Source organism: Pseudomonas sp. rhizo25 (assembly GCF_031931935.1).
GTDB lineage: Bacteria > Pseudomonadota > Gammaproteobacteria > Pseudomonadales > Pseudomonadaceae > Aquipseudomonas > Aquipseudomonas synxantha.
In genome coordinates, this window is record NZ_JAUJXA010000001.1 from 248,080 (window position 1) to 269,180 (window position 21,101).

Here is a 21,101-nt window from a genome sequence, read left to right on the forward strand (position 1 = left end):
AGTCATTGTCGGTTTTGTGAACCCGTCAACGATGAATCAATGACCATTTCCAGAGTGCCCACCGGCCTGACCGGCGCCCTGCCCCGCGCCTTTGCCTGCTTGGGCTGATCGGCCACCTTCGTGCTCACGCACGGCACCGGCCGCCTTGGCTTTTTCGGCCGCCTTGCCCAATTGGTCGACTGCCGCAAGGTTGCTTTTACGGACGCTGTCGACGAAGCCCTGGAACGGCACATCGGTGATGCCGACAAGGCCGAAGTGGCCGTTTTCGCCATCCAGCAGACGCCCTGTCACCGGCTGGTCGAGGTACTGGAACCAGTGCACGCCAACTATCGACGGCTCGGCCATGGCCTGCTTGAGAAAGGCGCTGTAAGCCGCGCCGCGGTCTTCTTCGCGGGCCAGTTGCGTCACGCCGCCCCAGAACGGGCCACGGTCGGCGGAGCCAAAGTTGAATTCGGTGATCAGTACCGGTTTGTCCAATGCGCGCAGGGCGGCGAAGTCGTAACCGTCCTGGGGTTTGAGGGTGTACATGTTGAAGCTCAACACGTCGCAATACTGCGCGCACGACGCCACCGCTTCCGGGGTGCTCACTGCAAAACGGCCGCCCAGCAACAGTTGGTTGGGCGCGTGCCACTTCAGCGAGTCAGAGAGGGTCTTGAAGTAGGCATCGGCGAACGTTTTCTGGAAATACTTGAAGTCGGCTTCGATTTCCGGGTGCTCCGGGTTGGGCATCGGTGGCTCGAAGCCTGGGTCTTCCATCAGCTCCCAGCCCGCCAAATGAATGCCCCAGGCTTTGGACAGGCCTTCTTCGTTGCGGTATTTGTCACGCAGTTGCTTGAGGAAAGCGCGCTTGGCCGGCACATCGGTGGTCATGCGCAAGGTACCGTAGGCCAAGGCGTAGCGGGCTTTCGGATCGTCGCCGGGGCCGGCCCAGGCCAGCTCGTTGTCGGCAAAAAAGCCGATCAACCACGGGTCATCGCGGTGATCGCGCGCGGCGATGGCCACGGCGCGTTCGGTGGCCATGGCAAAGCGTGGGTCGAACGGGTCGGGCATGCCGCCCCACCAGTCAGTGCCGGTGCTGATGCTGGCGTAGTCACCCACAATCGACAGCGGCAGGGTGTACGGTACGCGGTCGGCCGTGGCCAGGTCCGCATCGCTCCAGTTGCCTACGGTGTTGAAACCCCAGGCTTGCAGACGGTCGAGGGTGTGGGTGACCCAGCGCTTCTGGTCCAGACCTTCACCGCCATAAGTGCGCTGCAGGTTGGCGCCATAGAAATCGTACCAGCGGCCCGAGCCAAAGCCACGTCCTTCGCCGGCACCGTTGCCGCTGCGGTTGTCGCCGCTGCCGTAATACTTGTCGAAAGGTTCGCCGGCCTTGGGCAGCGCCGCGAACATCCATTCACGCCCCGCCACATAGGTCTGGCTGTTGTCCGGCGCCACGGTGTTGACGCCCAGGGAATAAAACGGATGTCCGTCGGGGGTCACCAGGTACCAACGGCCGTCGCGCTTCTCGGTGCGGAAAAAGCCACTGGCGTCGAATGCCGGGCCTTTATTCCAGCCGCCATATGCGTCCAGGGCGGATTTGTCTCGCTCGGCCAGCCAGGTCTTGAGCTGCTGCTGTTCCTTGGCGGCCAAAGCCTTGAGCTGGTCATCGCTGCTGACCTTTTCCGGCCAGCGCGCACGGGTCGACTGACCATAGGCGTCGACCAATTCGCTGTAGGCGGCCTTCAACACCGGTTCGCTGTCCTGCACGCCGAAGCGCTCCAGCAGGATGCTTTGGGCGGCGTTGGGCTTGATCATCGACAGGGTCACCGAGACCACTTGGCTGCGGTCGATTTCCCCGGCACTACCGGCCAGCAACACCCGCTGGCCCTCCACGGTGACAGGCATCGGCGGGCCGGCCTTCATGCCCTGGCTCAGTGGCGAGTTGGCTTGCAGCGGCACCAGCAGGGTCTGGGCCGGGCCGGCCGGCAGGTCGACGCGGCTGACCAGGGTCTTGCCGTCGGCGCTCTGCACCTTGATGTAGAGAGTCAGCGCCCAGTTCATGGCGCTTTGGATACGCAGGCTCATGGCGCTGGATTGCGACCAGTCCCACACGCCGGTTTGCGGGCTGAGCACCAGGCTCGGCTCGGCCGCCGGGTTGAAGGTGATGCGGCGCAGCACCTCGCCTTCGGGCGTTTGTTCGGCGTTGTATTGCGGCAGGCTGGCGTCCTGGGTCGCCACCTTGACCACATCGGCAGGCCTGACGAAGTTGAACAGCGTTTGTTGCCCGGCAGGTGCAGCCATCAACGGCGCAGCGAACAGCAAGGCAAACAGGGCGGGCAGCGTGCGAATCATACGAACAAGGTTCTCCCAGACGGCCGATGAATGGCCTGATGATAGTGATGAGATAGACCACGCAGTGGGCGAATTCGCCCACGGTGACTTAAGAAATTTCGCGCCTGAACGGCGGCAAGGCATTGAGGATAGCCTTGCCATAGCGCTGGGTGACCAGGCGGCGGTCAAGCAAGGTGATGGTGCCCCGGTCTTCCTCGGTACGCAGCAAGCGCCCGCAGGCCTGCACCAGCTTCAGTGAAGCATCCGGCACCGAGATTTCCATGAACGGGTTGCCGCCCCGTGCTTCGATCCATTCGGCCAGTGCGGCCTCGACCGGATCATCGGGCACCGAGAACGGGATCTTGGCGATTACCACGTGTTCGCAGTAGGCGCCGGGCAAGTCCACGCCTTCGGCAAAGCTGGCCAGGCCAAACAGCACACTGGAATCACCGCCATCGACCCGCGCCTTGTGCTTGTTCAGGGTTTCCTGCTTGGACAGGTTGCCCTGGATAAACACCTGCTTGCGCCAGTCGCGGTCAAGGCCATCGAACACGTCCTGCATCTGTTTGCGCGACGAGAACAGCACCAGGGTGCCGCGGGAGCCTTCGACCAACGATGGCAGGTCGCGAATGATCGCCGCGGTGTGCGCCGCCGCATCCCGAGGATCGGCCTTGAGGTCCGGCACCCGCAGCACACCGGCGTCGGCGTGATGAAAGGGGCTTGGCACCACGGCGGTAACGGCCTTTTTCGGCAGGCCGGCACGCATGCGGAAGCGATCAAAGGTGCCCAGGGCGGTCAGCGTGGCCGACGTCACCAGGCAGCCGTAAGCTACGTTCCACAGGTTGCGGCGCAGCATTTCGGCGGCAAGGATCGGGCTGGCGTTGACCTCGATATCAAACAGCGCACCGCTTTCCGACAGGGTCAGCCAACGGGCCATCGGCGGGTTGTCTTCGGGGTCTTCGACGGTGAAGGCGGTCCACAGCTCCCAGTTGCCCTGGGAGCGGGACAGCAGGCTGCCGAACAACGGGTACCATTCTTCGGCCTGGTTGCTGGCGATGCCGATATTGACCTCGCCATCCATGCCTTCCTTGAGCAAGTCGGTCAGGCGGGTGAACAGGTCGGTCAGGCGTGAAAAGCCCTTCTTCAACTCGATGCCCATTTCGCGCATGTGCTCGGGAATCATCCCACCGACAAAGCGATGGCGCGGGCGCTCACGGCCCTCGACGTCTTCACCGGGCTTGAAATCTGCGACCTGTTCGCAGGCGCTGAACATGAACTGCTGCTGGGTCTTGATCTCGCGCGCCAGTTCCGGCACCTGCTCGATCAGCTTGCCCAGGTCACCGGGCAGCGGATGCTGGGCCAGCAACTTGGTAAGGTTCTTGGCGGTGGTTTCCAGCCAGTCGGCGGTGGAACGCAGGCGCGTGTAATGGGCGAAGTGGCCGATGGCCTTGTCCGGCAGGTGGTGACCTTCGTCGAATACGTAAAGGGTGTCGCGCGGATCGGGCAACACGGCGCCGCCGCCCAGGGCCAGGTCGGCCAGCACCATGTCGTGGTTGGTGACGATGACGTCAACCTTGCCCATGCCTTCGCGGGCCTTGTAGAAGGCGCACTGGCCAAAGTTGGGGCAATGGCGGTTGGTGCACTGGCTGTGGTCTGTGGTCAGACGCGCCCAGTCGGCATCTTCCAGGGCGGTGGGCCAGCTGTCGCGGTCGCCGTCCCATTTATTGCCGGCCAGTTTCTCGATCATGCTGGTAAACAGTTTTTGGCTGGCCTCATCCACCTCGATCTTGAAGCCTTCTTCTTCGAACAATGAGGCGGTCGCGGTTTGCGCGTGGCCTTCCTGCAGCAGGACGTCGAGCTTGGACAGGCACATGTAGCGGCCCCGGCCCTTGGCCAGGGCGAAGGTAAAGCTCAGGCCGCTGTTGCGCATCAGGTCGGGCAGGTCTTTGTAGACAATCTGCTCTTGCAGGGCGACGGTGGCGGTGGCGATCACCAGGCGCTTGCCCGCGGCCTTGGCAGTGGGGATCGCGGCAAGGCTGTAGGCCACGGTCTTGCCGGTACCGGTGCCGGCCTCGACGGCCACGACCGCGGGCTCGCCCTCGCGGCGACCTTCGTCGTCGGTGTCGATATCCCCGAGGACTTTCGCCACTTCGGCGATCATCAGGCGTTGGCCGTAGCGTGGTTTCAAGCTCTTGGCTTCGAGAAAACGCGTATAGGCGCCCTGGATCGTGGTTTTGAGTTCAGTGCTGATCATGGATAGTCGGGCGCAAAAAACGCTGGATAAATTTTCAGTGGTTCGGATCGGCCGCTATCATACCCCGCTAATTAATCCCGCGCAGAACGGAGTACCACAATGACCGCGTTTAGCTTCGCTTACACCCTGCATGTACTGGCTGCCCTGATCTGGGTCGGCGGTATGTTTTTCGCCTGGATGATCCTGCGCCCCGCCGCCATGGCGGCCCTTGAGGGCCCCGCCCGGCTCAAGCTGTGGGCGAATGTGTTTCAACGTTTTTTCGTATGGGTGTGGGTGACAGTGCTGGTTTTGCCGATCAGCGGCATAGGCCTTTTGCACCTGCGCTTCAACGGATTTGAGACTGCACCGCGCTATGTGCAAGTGATGATGGGTTTGTATCTGGTGATGACGGCGCTGTTTATCCGCATCCAGGCGTTGAAATTCCCGGAGCTGCGCAAGGCGGTGGCGGCCGAAGATTGGCCAGCGGGCGCGGCTGCGCTGGGGCAGATTCGCAGGTTGGTGGGAATTAATTTGATCGTGGGGTTGGTGGTGGTGGCAATTGCTTCGGCTCGACCGATGTTCTGAGGCGGCCCTGAGGCCACCATCGGGGGCAAGCCCCCTCCCACACTTTGGAATGCATTCCAAAATGTGGGAGGGGCGGTGCGACGATTGGACTTGCCCCCGATAGCGTCAGACCAGGCGACTCAGAGCCGCTGAATGGTCACAGACCCCGCAGGCCCAGCCGGCCCCGGCTGCCCTTCCAACCCGGACCGGCCTTTGTCGCCGCCGTCAGCACGGTACACCAGGCACCCCTTCGACTGCCCACCCTTCCCGGGTTTGCCCGCTATACCGGCCAAACCGCCGGCGCCACCATCAACCCAGACCTTTATTTTGTCGCCAGGAAAGTCTTGCGGCAACTCCAGCCTTACACTCGCCCCCGAAGCGCCCGGCAGGCCGTCGCCGCCGTTATCACCGTTGGCCCCGCGCCCAGCCGAACCCCACGTACATCCCGGGTCCTCGCCGTTGGCACCATCGAGCCCCGCATACCCTTGGGCACCGGCCCCGCCGCGGGCATCCACAGACAATTCTTCAGCGCTAAGGTCGTTGATCCGCAAGATCAGGTCACGCCCAGCCTTGGCCGGTTTTTCATGTGTGCCAGGGGCCCCGCGTGAAGTGATCTGGCTACCGTGCTCCAGTTGCGCCTGGCGCACTTGCATTTGCAGCGCAGTATTGCCGGGGACAATGGCGATGCGTGCGTCGCGCCCCAGGTGCAGCTCCTCCACCGTGACCTGGCTGATAGTGGACGGAATCAGCAAAGTGCCGTAGTCCGCCACCTCCAGGCGCTCCAGTTGCAGCACGCTGGTGCTGCTGGGCAGGCGCATCAACGAGTTGGTTTCGACACTGACGCTCTGGGCCAGGGCAACGGGGCTGACCAACAGGGCCAGCAGAAAAACCTTACGCATCATGGGGCTCCTGAGTGTTTTCAAATTTTTCTTTGGATGCACAGTAACGACTTCTACAGGCGATTTGCCAGTGAAGGATCAAAAAACTTCCGATGAGACGGTTACTGCCAGGTAGGTATCGACCGCCGCGCGCTAGGCCCACGCGCTCAGCCGCGCTAGTCTCTACGGTCTTGATGTGAGGATTTGCAATGACCGCTGGAATTTCTTCCCGTACGCCCCAGCAAGCCTTGGCTGCCTTGCTTGATCTTCAAGGGCCAAAGCGCTTGCTGCTAGTGGGCGCCAGCCAATTCCCGGCGCTGGATGCCTTTGAGCAGGCCCACCCTGACACCCAGGTTTTCCGGGCAGCGCCAGGGCCGTTACCGCCGGAACTGGCGGCGCAGCGTTTTGACCTGGCGTTGGTAGTCGACTGCCTGGAGCACCTGTCAAAAGCGCAGGGTCTGACCTTGCTCGGCGGCATTCGCAACCTCAATGCCAGCCGCATTGCCGTGCTGGTCGACCTGGGCGCCTGCGCCTGGAAGGAAACCGATTTCTTCTCCCTGGCCTTGCAAGCCGGCGAGTACTTCCAGCGCGATGAGCAGGTCCTGACGCTGTTTACCTATGATCTGCTTGACTATAAACAGGTGCCGGACTGGCTCAACGCCCGCTTCTGGGCCAACCCGGAAAACTTCGGAAAGTATTGGTGGTAACCCGATGAGTACATCCATTTGCCCGTGCGGCAGCGGCAATCTGCTGGATGCCTGCTGCGGCCACTATCACGCCGGCCACCCGGCACCCTGCGCGAGCGCGTTGATGCGCTCGCGCTACAGCGCCTATGTGCTGGGCCTGGTCGATTACCTGGTGGCCACTACCCTGCCCGCGCAACAGGCCGGGCTGGACCGCGACGCCATCGCCGCCTGGAGTGCCCAGAGCACCTGGTTGGGCCTTGAGGTGGAAAGCTCAGAAGTGTTCGGCGGCCAGCCGGAACACGCCTTCGTCACCTTTACCGCGCGCTGGCATGACAGCAGCGGCGAACACAGCCACCGAGAGCAATCATCTTTCGTACAGAATGATGGGCGCTGGTACTTCATCGATCCGACGGTGGACGTGACGATCGGACGTAATGATGTATGTTTGTGTGGCAGTGGGCAGAAATTCAAGAAGTGTTGCTCCAGCTACCTCTAATCACTCGAAAGGGATAACGCCATGCTTCGGATGTACAGCTTGATGCTGGCGTTGACCCTGGGCCTCACCGGCTGCGCGTCGTGGTTCGAAGACGATTCGCCTCCGCCCCACGTGTCCCTGGTCAAGGTCGAAGTGGTGCGGGCCAAGCTGCTGGAGCAGAAGTTCAAGCTGTACTTTCGCGTAGACAACCGCGACGACGCCGACCTGACGGTGCGTGGCCTGGTCTATAAGATCAGCCTGGGCAACCTGCTGCTGACCGAGGGCGAGTCCAACGAATGGCTGACCGTACCGCCGCGCAGTCATAAGTTCTTCCGGGTTTCGGTACGCACCAACCTCTGGCCGCAGGTGCGTGACGTGGTACAGATGCTGAAAAATCCCGACCAGCCCGTGCCTTATCGTCTGGAAGGCGAACTGAAAACCGGATTATTCATCGGTAATGACGTGCAGGTCGCGCACAATGGCGAGATAATCCCCGGCGATTTTATTCCGGAGCAACATCGATGACTCAGCAACCCCATGTCCATGGTCCTGACTGCAACCACGATCATGAGCACCATGATCACGACCACGGCCATGTCCACGGCCCCAACTGCGGCCACGCTCACCAGGAGCCCGTGCGCAATGCCTTGAAGGATGTGGGTCGTAACGATCCTTGCCCGTGCGGCAGCGCGAAGAAATTCAAGAAGTGCCATGGCGCATAAGCCACGCTGAAGACCAAAATGTGGGAGGGGGCTTGCTCCCGATTGCGCAGTGTCAGCTACAGATGAGCTGACTGATTCACCGCAATCGGGAGCAAGCCCCCTCGCACATTGATTTGCACACAGCTTGAGCGCTTACGCAATTACACAACTCCTGCTTGCGTCGTTTCGCCGCGCTCACTAACGTAGCGCCTTTACTGACGCTACCCCCCGCAGGAGCTTTGCCATGGCCTCGCCAGCCCTCTTACATTTTCTTCCCCGGTTCGGCGTTGCCGCGGCAGTGGCCAGTGCCTTGGGCCTGGCCGGTTGCCAGCTCCAGAGCACCCAGGACACCCTTCCCCCCGTTGCAGGCGTACAGCCGATCAAAGGCCTGGCACAAAATGTATCGGTGCGCCGCAATGCCCAGGGCATGCCGCTGATCGAAAGCAACACCTTCCATGACGCACTGTTCAGCCTCGGTTACGTCCACGCCAGCGATCGCATCACCCAGATGGTCACCCTGCGTCTGTTGGCCCAGGGTCGCCTGGCGGAAATGTCCGGCCCGCAAGTGCTGGATGTCGACCGTTTCATGCGTGCGGTCAACCTCAAGAAAAGCGCCGGCGAGCTGTACAGCGCCTCGTCGCCGCGCCTCAAGCGTTTCTTTGAGGTGTATGCCCGGGGCGTCAATGCCTACCTGTTCCGCTATCGCGACAAACTGCCGGCGGACCTGGCCCAGAGCGGCTACAAACCGGAATACTGGAAGCCGGAAGATTCGGCGCTGCTGTTCTGCCTGCTGAATTTCAGCCAGTCAGGCAACCTGCAGGAAGAAATTTCGTCCCTGGTGCTGGCGCAAAAAGTCGGCATAGACAAACTCGCCTGGCTCACTCCGAGTGCGCCGGACGAAGCGATCCCGCAGGCCGAAGCCGACAAGCTCAAGGGCGTGAATCTGGGTCAGATCACCGGCCTCGCCACGCTGGACACAGTCAGCCAGCAATTGAACAGCCTCAACGCGCTGGCGATCACCACGTCAAGCAACTGGGCCATCGGTGCGCAACGCAGCCGCAGCGGCAAGAGCCTATTGGCCAATGATATCGCCGCCCAGCCGCAAGCGCCGTCACCGTGGAGCTACGTGCAGATTCGTGCGCCGAAATACCAGGCCGTCGGGGCTTCGATCGCCGGCCTGCCGACCCTGCTGTCCGGCTTCAACGGCAAGGTTGCGTGGAGCATGAGCGCGGTCAAGGGCGACACCCAGGACCTGTTCCTGGAGAAGGTCAAGCGCCAGGGCAGCGCGTTGTACTACGAGAACAACGGCAAATGGCTACCGGCTGGCGTGCGCAACGAAACCTTCTTCATCAAGGGTCAGCGCTCGATTCGCGAAGTGGTGTATGAAACACGCCACGGCGTAATGCTCAACAGCAGCCAGGCGCTCACCAGCGGGCTTGGCCTGGCCTTGCAAACCGCCAACTTCAAGGACGACAAGAGCCTGGATGCGTTCTTCGACCTGTCCCGTGCGCAAAACGCTGGCAAGGCGTCGGATGCCACCCGTGAGATCCGCGCCATCGCGTTGAACATGATTTTCGCCGACGCCAGCAATATTGGCTGGCAGGTCACCGGCCGCTTCCCCAACCGCCGCGAAGGCGAAGGCCTGTTGCCGTCGCCGGGCTGGGATACGCGCTTTGACTGGGACGGCTACGCCGATGCGATGCTGCACCCCTACGACCAGGACCCGGCCCAAGGCTGGATCGGCACCGCCAACCAGCGTACTGCGCCACGTGGCTACGGCATGCAGTTGTCCAACTCCTGGGACGCACCGGAACGTAGCGAGCGCCTGGCGCAACTGGCCAATGCCGGCAAGCATGACAGCCGCAGCCTGATCGCCATGCAATACGACCAGACCACCACTTTCGCCGCCAAGCTCAAGGGCATGTTCCAGGCGCCAGGCATGGCCCAGCCGCTCAAGCAGGCCATCGACGCCCTCCCGGCGACGGATCGCGCCAAGGCTCGCGAAGCACTGGACCGCCTGCTGGCCTTCGATGGCCGTCTTGCGCCAACTTCGGCTGACGCAGCAATTTACGAGTTGTTCCTGCAGGAAAGTGCTAAACAGATCTTCCTCGACAAACTCGGCCCTGAAAACAGCGCCAGCTGGAGCGCCTTCGTCAGCAATGCCAGCCTGTCCTACTCGGCCGTCGCCGATCATTTGCTGGGGCGTGAAGACAGCCCATTCTGGGACGACACGCGCACACAGCAAAAAGAAGACAAACCCGCGATCCTGGCCCGCACCCTCGCCGCCGCCATCAGCACCGGCGACAGCCAACTGGGCGCCGATCACAAGGCCTGGCAGTGGGGCAAGCTGCACAGCACCCGCTGGAAAAACACTAACGGCCAGGTTATCCGCGGCCCCCTTGCCAGCGGTGGCGACCACAACACCCTGAACCCGGCGCCATACAGCTGGGGCCAGGATTTCAACACCACCCAGGTGCCGGCATTGCGCATGATCATCGACTTCGGCATAGCGGAACCAATGCTGGGCCAGGGTGGCATCGGCCAGTCAGGCAACCCGGCGAGCCCGAACTATGCCAACGGCATCGACCCATCGCTCAAGGCGCAATACCTGAGCTTCCCGATGCAGCCGCAAAACTTTGAAAAGGTGTATGGCAAGACAAGGCTGACCCTGACGCCTGGCAAGTAACCCGGTTTTCCCCAGCAGAAACCGAATCCAAATGTGGGAGGGGGCTTGCTCCCGATAGCGGTGTGACAGTCAACACATTCATTGACTGAAGTACTGCTATCGGGAGCAAGCCCCCTCCCACATTTGGATCCCATGCATTCAGATAGAACTTCTACACCCAGCCCCTCCTCATAACTAACAAGCCCATCGCCCACGGCAACCCCATGGACCTCGTCATCGCCCGCCCCGAAGGCCTCTATTGCCCTGCCGGTGATTTCTATATTGACCCCTGGCGCCCGGTGGAGCGCGCCGTGATCACCCACGCCCACGGCGACCACGCGCGCACCGGCAACCAGCATTATCTGGCCGCCGCGCCCGGCGAAGGTATCCTGCGCTGGCGCCTGGGCCAGGACATCAACCTGCAAACACTGGCCTACGGCGAACGCTTGGAGCATCACGGCGTGACCTTGAGCTTTCATCCTGCCGGGCATGTGCTCGGTTCGGCCCAGGTCCGCCTGGAATACCAGGGCGAAGTCTGGGTGGCGTCCGGCGACTACAAAGTCGAACCCGATGGCACCTGCGCGCCGTTCGAACCGGTGCGTTGCCATACCTTTATCACCGAATCTACGTTCGGCCTGCCGATCTACCGCTGGCAGCCCCAGGCGCAGATTTTCGCGGGGATCAACGACTGGTGGCGGGCCAATATCGCCAACGGCAAGGCGAGCGTGTTGTTCTGTTATTCCTTCGGCAAGGCCCAGCGCATTCTCCATGGCCTCGACGCCAGTATCGGCCCGATCCTCAGCCACGGCGCAGTCGAGCCCTTGAATCGGGTCTACCGTGAAGCCGGCGTCTACATTCCCGAGACGCTGTACGCCGGCGATTTCAAGAAGACCGACCCGCTGTTACGCCAAGCACTGATCATCGCCCCGCCCTCCGCCGGCGGCAGCACTTGGATGCGCCGCTTCGGCGACTACAGCGACGCCTTCGCCAGTGGCTGGATGCGTCTGCGTGGTACCCGTCGACGGCGTGGCGTGGACCGTGGCTTTGTGCTGTCGGACCACGCCGATTGGCCCGGGCTGTTATGGGCCATCGAACAAACCGGTGCCGAACGGGTAATGGTTACCCACGGCTCGGTCGGCGTGCTGGTACGTCATCTGCGGGAAAAAGGCTTGGATGCTCAGGGTTTCACCACCGAGTACGGTGATGACGAAGAAGAGGCTACGGCATGAAAGCCTTCGCCGAGTTGTACGCCAACCTCGACGCCACCACCTCCAGCAATGCCAAGCTCGCGGCGCTGCAAGCCTACTTCCTGCAAGCGCCGCCAGCAGATGCTGCATGGGCGGTGTACTTCCTCTCCGGTGGACGGCCGCGGCAACTGGTGCCCACGCGCCTGCTACGGGACATGGCCACCGAAGCGGCCGGTATCGAACCCTGGCTGTTCGAGGAGAGCTACCAGTCAGTGGGTGACTTGGCCGAGACGATTTCCCTGCTCCTACCCGAATCCACCTACAGCTCCGAGGACGGCCTGGCCGTGTGGCTGGAAGACAAATTGCTGCCCCTGCGCGGGCTTTCGCCCATGGACCTGGCCGAACGGCTGCCGGCCCTCTGGGCGCAGTTGGACCAGCCGAGCCTGATGGTGTGTATCAAGCTGATCACCGGCAGCTTTCGCGTCGGCGTGTCCAAACTGCTGGTCACCCGCGCGCTTGCCACCATGGCCGACCTCGATAGCAAGCGCGTGGCCCAGCGGTTGGTGGGCTACACCGATTTATCGAATCGCCCGACGCCTGCGGGCTATCTCAAGCTGATCGCTGCCGAATCGTCCGACGAGCATGCGCAACGAGGTGGGCAGCCGTATCCGTTTTTTCTGGCCCATGGGTTGGCGCAACCGGTGGAGCAATTCGACACGCTGCTCGGTTCGCCCGCCGATTGGCAGGTGGAATGGAAGTTTGATGGCATTCGCGCGCAACTGGTCAAGCGTGAGGGGCGTCTGTGGATCTGGTCCCGGGGTGAAGAGTTGGTGACTGAGCGTTTCCCCGAGCTGCACAGCCTGGTGAGTGGCCTGCCCGACGGCACGGTGATCGATGGCGAAATCGTGGTGTGGAAAGACTCGGTGCAACCCTTTGCATTGCTGCAACAGCGGATCGGCCGCAAGACCCTGAGCAAAAAAGTCCTGGAGGATGCTCCGGTTGCAGTGCTCGCCTACGACCTGCTGGAATTTCAGGGCGATGACTGGCGCAACCATATCCAGGCTGAGCGTCGTACACAGCTGGAACGCGTGATCGCTGAGTGCAACCAACCCGTATTGCTGCCCTCACCGCTGCTCGAGGGGCCAACCTGGGCAGCGTTGGCCGAGCAGCGCGAAGCGTCCCGCAGCCTTGGTGTCGAAGGCATGATGCTCAAGGATCGCCAAGGCCTCTATGGCGTGGGCCGCACCAAGGACATGGGCCTGTGGTGGAAGTGGAAAGTCGACCCCTTCAGCGTCGACGCCGTATTGATCTACGCCCAGCGCGGCCATGGCCGGCGCGCCAGCCTGTACAGCGACTACACCTTCGCGGTGTGGGATGGCCCGCCGGGCAGCGAGCGCACCCTGGTGCCGTTCGCCAAGGCGTACTCCGGGTTGACCGACGAGGAAATGCGCAAGGTGGACGCCATCGTGCGTAAAACCACGGTAGAAAAATTCGGCCCGGTCAGCAGCGTGACGCCAAGCATGGTGTTTGAACTGGGCTTTGAGGGTATCGCCCTGTCCAAGCGGCACAAGAGCGGGATTGCGGTGCGGTTTCCGCGCATGTTGCGCTGGCGTCAGGACAAGACGGTGGAAGAGGCTGACAACCTTGCCACACTACAAGACCTACTGATTTGACATAAATCCCTGTGGGAGCAAGCCCCACATTGGAATCTCCATACGACCTGAAACAGTGCACCCATTTTCTGATGCTCATTTTCGGGCATCTCCTACACTCCGATTTGCCTTATCCCACCTTTTAAAAAGCCCATCCGGAACTATGGTGCAGAAATTGCTACTTGTGATCCGTCTGACACCGCTCAGTAACAGTTCTAAACGCGCCAAAAGCGCTTATCTTGGTTTCCAGGGATTACCTAATGAAAAAAGCATTGCTGACCCTTTCTGCACTGGCTCTGTGCATGGCTGCTGGTGTTGCCAGCGCCAAGGAATACAAGGAATTGCGTTTTGGTGTCGACCCCTCCTATGCACCGTTCGAATCCAAAGCCGCCGACGGCAGCCTGGTGGGCTTCGATATCGACCTGGGCAATGCGATCTGTGCGGAGCTGAAGGTCAAATGCAAGTGGGTCGAAAGCGACTTCGACGGCATGATTCCGGGCCTGAAAGCTAACAAGTTCGACGGCGTGATTTCCTCCATGACCGTGACGCCAGTGCGCGAGAAGGCGATCGACTTCTCCAACGAGCTGTTCTCCGGCCCCACCTCGCTGGTGTTCAAAAAAGGCGCAGGGTATTCGACACCTGAATCCCTCAAGGGCAAGTCCGTAGGCTACGAGCAAGGCACCATCCAGGAAGCCTACGCCAAGGCCGTGCTGGATAAAGCCGGGGTGACCACCAAGGCCTACGCCAACCAGGATCAGGTCTACGCCGACCTGACCTCCGGGCGCCTCGATGCTTCCGTGCAGGACATGCTGCAAGCTGAATTGGGTTTTCTCAAGTCGCCAGCGGGCGCCGGCTACGAAGTCAGCGCAGCCATCGATGACCCGTTGCTGCCCTCGAAAACCGCCATCGGTATCAAAAAAGGTAACACTGAGCTGAAGGCCCTTTTGGATAAAGGTATCAAAGCGTTACACGATGATGGCACCTACGCCACCATTCAGAAAAAACACTTCGGCGATCTGAACCTGTACAGCGGCAAATAATGCCTGGGGCGCCCTTCCTCGGGAGGGGCGCTTTTCTATCGCCATAGGTCCTGATTTATGTTCGAAGATCTGTTGCAAACCCTCGGGCTGAGCGCGTTCAGCTTGAAGGGTTTCGGCCCGCTGTTGCTGCAAGGCACCTGGATGACCATCAAGTTATCGGTGCTGTCCCTGGCCGTCAGCGTCTTGCTCGGCCTGCTCGGCGCCAGCGCCAAGCTGTCCAGCCTGGCATTACTGCGCATCCCCGCCCAGCTTTACACCACATTGATTCGCGGGGTGCCCGACCTGGTGCTGATGCTGTTGATTTTTTACAGCCTGCAAACCTGGCTTACTGGCCTGACCGACTTTATGGAATGGGAATACATCGAGATCGACCCCTTCAGCGCCGGAGTGATTACCCTGGGTTTCATCTACGGCGCCTATTTCACCGAAACATTTCGCGGCGCGATCCTCGCCGTGCCCCGCGGCCAGCTGGAAGCCGCCACCGCCTACGGGCTCAAGCGCGGTCAGCGGTTTCGCTACGTGACCTTCCCGCAGATGATGCGCTTTGCCCTGCCGGGCATTGGCAATAACTGGATGGTGATGCTCAAGGCCACCGCGCTGGTGTCGATCATCGGTCTGGCAGACTTGGTGAAAGCAGCCCAGGACGCGGGCAAGAGTACCTATCAACTGTTCTATTTCCTGGTACTCGCCGCGCTGATCTACCTGTTGATCACCAGCGCCTCCAATTTTGTCTTGCGTCGGCTTGAACGTCGCTACTCCGCAGGCGCCCGGGAGGCAGTGCGATGATCGAACTGTTGCAGGAATACTGGCGCCCCTTCCTTTACAGCGACGGCCAGCACATCACCGGCCTGGCCATGACGATGTGGCTGCTCAGTGCTGCCCTCGTCATCGGTTTCCTGGTGTCGATCCCGCTGTCCATCGCCCGCGTCTCGCGCAAGCGCCTGGTGCGTTGGCCGGTGCAGTTCTACACCTACCTGTTTCGCGGCACGCCGCTCTATATCCAATTGTTGATCTGCTACACCGGCATCTACAGCATCGCGGCAGTGCGTGCTCAGCCGGTGCTGGATGCGTTCTTTCGCGATGCAATGAATTGCACCATTCTGGCCTTCGCCCTCAACACCTGCGCCTACACCACGGAGATTTTCGCCGGGGCGATCCGCAGTATGGCCCACGGCGAAGTCGAGGCGGCCAAGGCCTACGGCCTCAGCGGCTGGAAGTTGTACGCCTACGTGATCATGCCCTCAGCACTGCGCCGCGCGTTGCCCTACTACAGCAATGAAGTGATCCTGATGCTGCACTCGACCACGGTGGCGTTTACCGCGACCATCCCGGACATCCTCAAGGTGGCACGGGACGCCAACTCCGCCACCTTCATGACCTTTCAATCGTTCGGCATCGCCGCGCTGATCTACCTCGCGGTGACCTTTACCCTGGTCGGCCTGTTCCGCCTGGCGGAGCGCCGCTGGCTGGCCTTCCTCGGGCCGAGCCACTAAGGAGCCTGCATGCGACATCAGCAACATGACCTGATCGCGCCGGTGCCGGGCACGGCGCGGCAACTGCACAGTTTTCACTTCGGCCCGGAACAGGCCGCGGGCAAGGTCTATATCCAGTCCTCCCTGCATGCCGATGAACTGCCGGGCATGCTGGTGGCCTGGCACCTCAAGGCGCGCCTGGCAGAGCTGGCGGCAGCCGGACGCTTGCGCAGCGAAATCGTGCTGGTGCCTGTCGCCAATCCGGTGGGCCTCGAACAAGTGTTGATGGACATCCCCTTGGGCCGCTACGAGCTGGAAAGCGGGCAGAACTTCAATCGTTTATTTGTCGACCTCAGCGAAGCGGTCGGCGACCAAATCGAAGAGCGCTTGGGCGATGATCCCCAACACAATATCCACTTGATCCGCACAGCCTTGTCCAACGCCCTGGCCGCGCAGACGCCCCAGACCCAGCTGCAATCCCAACGCCTGGTGCTGCAACACCTGGCCTGTGATGCCGACTTGGTGCTCGACCTGCATTGCGACTTCGAAGCCGTCGCGCACCTGTACACCACGCCACAGGGCTGGCCGCGAGTGGAACCCTTGGCGCGCTACCTCGGCTCGCAGGCCAACTTGCTGGCCACCGACTCTGGCGGGCAGTCCTTTGATGAGTGTTTCACTCTGGTGTGGTGGCAGTTGCAGCAACGCTTCGGCGAGCGCTTCCCGATTCCCATGGGCAGCTTGTCGGTGACCGTCGAGTTGCGCGGCCAAGGCGATGTCACTCATGGCCTCGCTGCGTCGGACTGCCAGGCCATCATCGATTACCTGATCCACTTCGGCGCCATCACCGGCGACGTCGCCCCCCTGCCTGCCCTGGCCTACCCGGCCACTCCATTGGCGGGCGTGGAACCGGTGACGACTCCGGTGGGCGGCTTGCTGGTGTTCAGCGCCTTGCCGGGTCAATACCTAGAGGCCGGGCAACTGATCGCCGAAATCATCGACCCCATTACCGACCGCGTAACGCCCGTGCATTGCCAGCACGCCGGCCTGCTCTACGCCCGTTCGCTGCGGCGCATGGCCACTGCCGGGATGGTCATCAGCCATATCGCCGGCACGCAGGCCTACCGCAGCGGCTATCTACTTTCGCCTTGAGGATGCACGCCCCATGTACAAACTGACCGTTGAAGGCCTGCATAAAAGCTATGGCGACAATGAAGTGCTCAAAGGTGTGTCGCTCAAGGCCAGGACCGGTGATGTGATCAGCCTGATCGGCGCCAGTGGCTCGGGCAAGAGCACCTTCCTGCGCTGTATCAACTTCCTGGAAACCCCCAACGATGGCGCCATGACCCTGGACGGCCAGACGATCCGCATGGTCAGCGACCGCCACGGCATGCGCGTGGCCGACGATGCCGAGCTGCAACGCCTGCGCACACGATTGGCGATGGTGTTCCAGCACTTCAACCTGTGGAGCCATATGAGCGTGCTGGAAAACATCACCATGGCCCCGCGCCGCGTGCTGGGGTGCAGCAAGAAAGACGCCGAAGACCGCGCCCGCCGCTATCTGGACAAGGTCGGGCTGCCGGCACGTGTAGCCGATCAGTACCCGGCGTTCCTGTCTGGCGGCCAGCAACAGCGGGTAGCCATCGCCCGCGCCCTGGCGATGGAGCCTGAGGTGATGCTGTTCGATGAACCCACCTCGGCCCTCGACCCGGAACTGGTGGGTGAAGTGTTGAAGGTGATCCAGGGCCTGGCCGAGGAAGGCCGCACCATGATCATGGTGACTCACGAGATGAGCTTTGCGCTCAAGGTCTCAAGCCAGGTGCTGTTCCTGCACAAGGGCCTGGTGGAAGAGCAAGGCACCCCCGAGGATGTGCTGGGCAATCCGAAAAGCGAGCGCCTGCAGCAGTTTCTGAGTGGCAATTTGAAGTAGGAGCGAGCTTGCTCGCGAAAATCGTCAACGATAACGCGGGCATCCAGGTTAAACGCGGCGCCTGAGCTTTTTTCGCGGGCAAGCCCGCTCCTACAGTTGGAACGTCAGCGCAGCCTTAAGGGTCTTTGAACTAAGCCCTCCAGAGCGTCAGTTGCCGAATGGCAAAAACCCACGATTTCGCCAAACAATGGTTCGCCGCCAAAGGCTGGAAACCGTTCGCCTTTCAGAAACACGTATGGGCAGCGGTCAAGGCTGGCCAGTCAGGGCTGCTGCATGCCAGTACCGGTGCAGGTAAAACCTATGCCTTGTGGTTCGCCGCCCTCAACCGTTTCGCCATCACCCGCCCGCCCGCTACCGGCAAGCGCAAGCCACCCGCTGAACCGCTGACGGTGCTGTGGATCACGCCGATGCGTGCCTTGGCTGCCGATTCCGCACGTGCCCTGCAGGCACCCTTGGACGCCCTGCAAATTCCCTGGAGCGTGGGCCTGCGTACCGGCGACACCAGCAGCAGCGAGCGCGCACGCCAGACCCGCCGCCAACCCACCGCTCTGGTCACCACCCCGGAAAGCCTGACGCTGATGCTCGCACGGGCCGACAGTGAGACGAGCCTGGCGCACCTGCGCATGGTGATCGTGGATGAATGGCACGAGCTGATCGGCAATAAGCGCGGCGTGCAGTTGCAACTGGCCCTGGCACGCTTGCGGCGCTGGCATCCTGAGCTGATGGTGTGGGGCATCTCGGCGACCTTGGGCAACCAGGCCCACGCGTTGGAGGTGCTGGTCCCACAGGGTGGCGGGGTCAATCTACAGGGGCAAACGGCCAAGGAATTGAGGGTCGACACCTTGCTGCCGCCCGTCACCGAGCGTTTTCCCTGGGCCGGGCATATTGGCTTGAAGATGTTGCCGCAAGTGGTCGCCGAGGTGGAGGCCAGCAGCAGTTGCCTGGTGTTTACCAATACCCGGGCACAATCGGAGATCTGGTATCAGGCGATACTCGACGCCCGCCCGGACTGGGCGGGATTGATTGCCCTGCACCACGGCTCGTTATCGCGGGAAACCCGGGACTGGGTGGAGCGCGCCTTGAAAGACGGCCAGCTCAAGGCGGTGGTGTGCACCTCAAGCCTGGACTTGGGCGTGGACTTCCTGCCGGTAGAACGGGTGCTGCAGATCGGTTCCGCCAAAGGCGTGGCGCGGCTGATGCAGCGCGCCGGGCGCTCCGGCCATGCGCCCGGGCGGCCATCACGGGTGACACTGGTGCCGACACACAGCCTGGAACTGGTGGAAGCCGCGGCGGCCCAGGAGGTGATTGCCCAACGGCGCATCGAAGCGCGGGAATCGCCGCACAAACCGCTGGATGTGCTTGTACAACACCTGGTCAGCATGGCCCTGGGCGGCGGATTTACCCCGGATGCATTGCTGGCGGAAGTGCGCGGCGCGTGGGCCTACCGCGATCTCAGCGAGGCTGACTGGACCTGGGCCTTGGGGTTTGTACGCCATGGCGGCCTGTCACTGACGGCTTACCCGGATTACCGCCGTGTAGAGCCCGACGAGCACGGCATCTGGCGTGTCCCGGACGCACGCCTGGCGCGTCGCCATCGCATGAGCGTGGGGACCATCGTCAGCGATGCCAGTATCCAGCTGAAATTCTGGAGCAAAGGCGGCGGCGGCAAGCACCTGGGCAGTGTCGAGGAGGGCTTTATTGCCCGGCTCAAGCCGGGGGATGGCTTCTTGTTCGCCGGGCGCTTGCTGGAGTTGGTACGGGTGGAAAACATGACCGCCTATGTGCGCCGCAGTAACGCCAAAAAAGCCGCCGTGCCGCGCTGGAATGGCGGGCGCATGCCGCTTTCAAACGAGCTGGCCCAGGCGGTGATCGAGCGTTTTGACGCCGCGGCGCAGGGGCACTTCGACGGCCCGGAGATGCAGGCGGTACAACCGTTGCTGCAAACCCAGCTGCGCTGGTCCGGCCTGCCCACACGCGAGAATTTGCTGGCTGAAAGGCTGCAATCGCGGGAGGGCTGGCATCTATTTCTCTATCCCTTCGCCGGGCGCCAGGTGCACTTGGGGTTGGCGAGCTTGCTGGCGTGGCGCGTCAGCCAACAGCAGCCGCTGACCTTTTCGATTGCCGTGAATGATTATGGCCTGGAGCTATTGAGCGCTACCGAGGTGCACTGGCCAAGGTTGCTGAATGCAGCGTTGCTGAGCCCCGAGCACTTGCTCAACGACGTGGCCGCCAGCCTCAATGCCGGCGAGCTGGCCTTGCGCCGCTTTCGCGAGATTGCGCGGATCGCCGGGCTGGTATTTGCCGGCCATCCTGGCGCACCGAAGAGTACGCGGCAGGTGCAAGCGTCCAGCGGTTTGTTCTTTGAAGTGTTCAAGCAATATGACCCGCAGAACCTGCTACTGGCCCAGGCCGGGGAAGAAGTGCTGCGCGATGAGTTGGATATTCGTCGGCTGGAGCAGACCTTAAGCCATTTATCGGCGCTGAAGCTGGATCTGCACCTGATCCAGCGGCCTACGCCCCTGGCCTTCCCGCTGCTGGTAGAACGCATGCGCGAGAGTATGAGTTCGGAAAAACTCTCGGAGCGCATTGCGCGGATGGTCAAGGACCTGGAAAAAGTCGCAGACAAAGGAATTGGGTGATGCATTGTGCACTGACACTGGAAGGCGAAGAGCTGTGGTTGTTGGCGGAAAAGGCCGTGTACTGGCCAGCCCGTCAGTGCCTGCTGGTTGCCGATGCGCATTTTGGCAAGGCATCGGCCTACCGCAGCCTCGGGCAACCTGTGCCCCAGGGCACCACTACCGCCAATCTGCAACGGCTGGACAACCTGTTAGCGGCCCTGCCTTGCTCGCAGTTGATCTTTCTCGGTGACTTTCTCCATGGTCCAGGCTCACACGCCAGTGGCACCCTCAGCGCGATCCGAGCCTGGCGTGCACGCAATCCGACCCTGGTCATGACCCTAATTCGCGGCAATCACGATAAACGTGCGGGCGACCCGCCTACGGACTTGAGGATCGAGGTGGTCCCTGAGCCGCTGTTGATGGGCCCTTTCGCCCTGCAACATGAACCGGACAGCCACCCCACCCATCACGTGCTGGCGGGGCATGTGCACCCGGTGTATCGCCTGCGCGGCAAAGGCCGCCAGCGTCTGCGCCTACCGTGCTTCCAGATCGGCAGACGGGTCAGCCTGCTGCCAGCATTTGGCGCATTTACGGGCGGGTATGCCGTGGAGCAGGGCGATGACCACCGAATCTTTGTGATCGGCGATCAGGCGGTCTGGCCGATTCAGTGAAGTGCTGACCGGCCATCCG

18 protein-coding genes are annotated in these 21,101 nt (G+C 61.9%); 15 read left to right on the forward strand and 3 right to left on the reverse strand.

Annotated features, from left to right (window positions below):
* Nucleotides 1-36: 36 nt before the first annotated feature.
* Together QZR30_RS01205 and dinG are read right to left on the reverse strand one after the other, a co-directional pair.
* Nucleotides 37-2,334 (reverse strand): beta-galactosidase, encoded by a 2,298-nt coding sequence (locus QZR30_RS01205; protein ID WP_311902860.1) that lies wholly within the window; start codon nucleotides 2,332-2,334, stop codon nucleotides 37-39.
* An 88-nt stretch (nucleotides 2,335-2,422) separates the two neighbouring features.
* The gene (dinG, locus tag QZR30_RS01210) at nucleotides 2,423-4,567 is read right to left on the reverse strand and encodes an ATP-dependent DNA helicase DinG (RefSeq protein ID WP_059398138.1); all 2,145 of its coding nucleotides are present in this window, start codon (nucleotides 4,565-4,567) and stop codon (nucleotides 2,423-2,425) included.
* Nucleotides 4,568-4,666: 99 nt separating this feature from the next.
* Here dinG and QZR30_RS01215 point away from each other — a divergent pair, with 99 nt between their 5' ends.
* Nucleotides 4,667-5,131, forward strand: coding sequence for a CopD family protein (locus tag QZR30_RS01215; protein ID WP_043051578.1), 465 nt, complete (start codon nucleotides 4,667-4,669; stop codon nucleotides 5,129-5,131).
* Between the two features lie 119 nt (nucleotides 5,132-5,250).
* On the opposite strand, the gene QZR30_RS01220 is transcribed toward QZR30_RS01215, so the two are convergent.
* Nucleotides 5,251-6,009: a hypothetical protein gene (locus QZR30_RS01220; RefSeq protein ID WP_046071320.1), complete on the reverse strand. Its 759-nt coding sequence runs from the start codon at nucleotides 6,007-6,009 to the stop codon at nucleotides 5,251-5,253.
* A gap of 188 nt (nucleotides 6,010-6,197) precedes the next feature.
* Here QZR30_RS01220 and QZR30_RS01225 point away from each other — a divergent pair, with 188 nt between their 5' ends.
* From QZR30_RS01225 to pdeM, 14 genes are all read left to right on the forward strand, one after another.
* Nucleotides 6,198-6,695, forward strand: coding sequence for a DUF6231 family protein (locus QZR30_RS01225; RefSeq protein ID WP_046071319.1), 498 nt, complete (start codon nucleotides 6,198-6,200; stop codon nucleotides 6,693-6,695).
* A gap of 4 nt (nucleotides 6,696-6,699) precedes the next feature.
* On the forward strand, nucleotides 6,700-7,170 hold the full coding sequence (locus tag QZR30_RS01230; RefSeq protein ID WP_046071318.1) for a YchJ family protein: 471 nt from the start codon (nucleotides 6,700-6,702) through the stop codon (nucleotides 7,168-7,170).
* 21 nt (nucleotides 7,171-7,191) lie between these two features.
* Nucleotides 7,192-7,674, forward strand: coding sequence for an LEA type 2 family protein (locus QZR30_RS01235; RefSeq protein WP_046071317.1), 483 nt, complete (start codon nucleotides 7,192-7,194; stop codon nucleotides 7,672-7,674).
* Entirely contained in the window at nucleotides 7,671-7,871 is a 201-nt protein-coding gene (locus QZR30_RS01240) for an SEC-C metal-binding domain-containing protein (protein WP_046071316.1), read from the forward strand. The genes QZR30_RS01235 and QZR30_RS01240 overlap by 4 nt, the downstream gene beginning before the upstream one ends.
* Before the next feature lie 223 nt (nucleotides 7,872-8,094).
* Entirely contained in the window at nucleotides 8,095-10,536 is a 2,442-nt protein-coding gene (locus QZR30_RS01245) for a penicillin acylase family protein (protein WP_068966527.1), read from the forward strand.
* Between the two features lie 203 nt (nucleotides 10,537-10,739).
* Nucleotides 10,740-11,744: a ligase-associated DNA damage response exonuclease gene (locus QZR30_RS01250; protein ID WP_046071314.1), complete on the forward strand. Its 1,005-nt coding sequence runs from the start codon at nucleotides 10,740-10,742 to the stop codon at nucleotides 11,742-11,744.
* On the forward strand, nucleotides 11,741-13,375 hold the full coding sequence (locus QZR30_RS01255; RefSeq protein ID WP_056847424.1) for an ATP-dependent DNA ligase: 1,635 nt from the start codon (nucleotides 11,741-11,743) through the stop codon (nucleotides 13,373-13,375). Before QZR30_RS01250 ends, QZR30_RS01255 begins: the two co-directional genes overlap by 4 nt.
* A gap of 239 nt (nucleotides 13,376-13,614) precedes the next feature.
* Entirely contained in the window at nucleotides 13,615-14,394 is a 780-nt protein-coding gene (locus tag QZR30_RS01260) for a transporter substrate-binding domain-containing protein (RefSeq protein WP_046071312.1), read from the forward strand.
* A gap of 57 nt (nucleotides 14,395-14,451) precedes the next feature.
* Nucleotides 14,452-15,180, forward strand: a complete 729-nt coding sequence (locus QZR30_RS01265; protein WP_046071311.1) for an ABC transporter permease — start codon at nucleotides 14,452-14,454, stop codon at nucleotides 15,178-15,180.
* A complete protein-coding gene (locus tag QZR30_RS01270) occupies nucleotides 15,177-15,887 on the forward strand; it encodes an ABC transporter permease (protein WP_046071310.1) in 711 nt (236 codons plus the stop codon). Before QZR30_RS01265 ends, QZR30_RS01270 begins: the two co-directional genes overlap by 4 nt.
* 9 nt (nucleotides 15,888-15,896) lie before the next feature.
* Complete coding sequence (locus QZR30_RS01275; RefSeq protein ID WP_046071309.1) at nucleotides 15,897-17,015, forward strand: succinylglutamate desuccinylase/aspartoacylase family protein; 1,119 nt, start codon at nucleotides 15,897-15,899, stop codon at nucleotides 17,013-17,015.
* Between the two features lie 13 nt (nucleotides 17,016-17,028).
* A complete protein-coding gene (locus tag QZR30_RS01280; RefSeq protein ID WP_311902863.1) occupies nucleotides 17,029-17,793 on the forward strand; it encodes an ABC transporter ATP-binding protein in 765 nt (254 codons plus the stop codon).
* 158 nt (nucleotides 17,794-17,951) lie between these two features.
* A complete protein-coding gene (locus tag QZR30_RS01285; protein ID WP_311902864.1) occupies nucleotides 17,952-20,432 on the forward strand; it encodes a ligase-associated DNA damage response DEXH box helicase in 2,481 nt (826 codons plus the stop codon).
* Nucleotides 20,432-21,082 carry a ligase-associated DNA damage response endonuclease PdeM gene (pdeM, locus tag QZR30_RS01290; RefSeq protein WP_059398136.1) on the forward strand — a complete coding sequence of 217 codons (651 nt, stop codon included), beginning with the start codon at nucleotides 20,432-20,434 and terminating at the stop codon, nucleotides 21,080-21,082. Before QZR30_RS01285 ends, pdeM begins: the two co-directional genes overlap by 1 nt.
* Nucleotides 21,083-21,101: the final 19 nt, after the last annotated feature.

Excerpts from the sequence above, each read along its gene's own strand:
- QZR30_RS01205 (WP_311902860.1), bottom strand. The coding sequence starts at position 2,334 with ATGATTCGCACGCTGCCCGCCCTGTTTGCCTTGCTGTTCGCTGCGCCG.
- dinG (WP_059398138.1), bottom strand. The coding sequence starts at position 4,567 with ATGATCAGCACTGAACTCAAAACCACGATCCAGGGCGCCTATACGCGT.
- QZR30_RS01215 (WP_043051578.1), top strand. The coding sequence starts at position 4,667 with ATGACCGCGTTTAGCTTCGCTTACACCCTGCATGTACTGGCTGCCCTG.
- QZR30_RS01220 (WP_046071320.1), bottom strand. The coding sequence starts at position 6,009 with ATGCGTAAGGTTTTTCTGCTGGCCCTGTTGGTCAGCCCCGTTGCCCTG.
- QZR30_RS01225 (WP_046071319.1), top strand. The coding sequence starts at position 6,198 with ATGACCGCTGGAATTTCTTCCCGTACGCCCCAGCAAGCCTTGGCTGCC.
- QZR30_RS01230 (WP_046071318.1), top strand. The coding sequence starts at position 6,700 with ATGAGTACATCCATTTGCCCGTGCGGCAGCGGCAATCTGCTGGATGCC.
- QZR30_RS01235 (WP_046071317.1), top strand. The coding sequence starts at position 7,192 with ATGCTTCGGATGTACAGCTTGATGCTGGCGTTGACCCTGGGCCTCACC.
- QZR30_RS01240 (WP_046071316.1), top strand. The coding sequence starts at position 7,671 with ATGACTCAGCAACCCCATGTCCATGGTCCTGACTGCAACCACGATCAT.
- QZR30_RS01245 (WP_068966527.1), top strand. The coding sequence starts at position 8,095 with ATGGCCTCGCCAGCCCTCTTACATTTTCTTCCCCGGTTCGGCGTTGCC.
- QZR30_RS01250 (WP_046071314.1), top strand. The coding sequence starts at position 10,740 with ATGGACCTCGTCATCGCCCGCCCCGAAGGCCTCTATTGCCCTGCCGGT.
- QZR30_RS01255 (WP_056847424.1), top strand. The coding sequence starts at position 11,741 with ATGAAAGCCTTCGCCGAGTTGTACGCCAACCTCGACGCCACCACCTCC.
- QZR30_RS01260 (WP_046071312.1), top strand. The coding sequence starts at position 13,615 with ATGAAAAAAGCATTGCTGACCCTTTCTGCACTGGCTCTGTGCATGGCT.
- QZR30_RS01265 (WP_046071311.1), top strand. The coding sequence starts at position 14,452 with ATGTTCGAAGATCTGTTGCAAACCCTCGGGCTGAGCGCGTTCAGCTTG.
- QZR30_RS01270 (WP_046071310.1), top strand. The coding sequence starts at position 15,177 with ATGATCGAACTGTTGCAGGAATACTGGCGCCCCTTCCTTTACAGCGAC.
- QZR30_RS01275 (WP_046071309.1), top strand. The coding sequence starts at position 15,897 with ATGCGACATCAGCAACATGACCTGATCGCGCCGGTGCCGGGCACGGCG.
- QZR30_RS01280 (WP_311902863.1), top strand. The coding sequence starts at position 17,029 with ATGTACAAACTGACCGTTGAAGGCCTGCATAAAAGCTATGGCGACAAT.
- QZR30_RS01285 (WP_311902864.1), top strand. The coding sequence starts at position 17,952 with ATGGCAAAAACCCACGATTTCGCCAAACAATGGTTCGCCGCCAAAGGC.
- pdeM (WP_059398136.1), top strand. The coding sequence starts at position 20,432 with ATGCATTGTGCACTGACACTGGAAGGCGAAGAGCTGTGGTTGTTGGCG.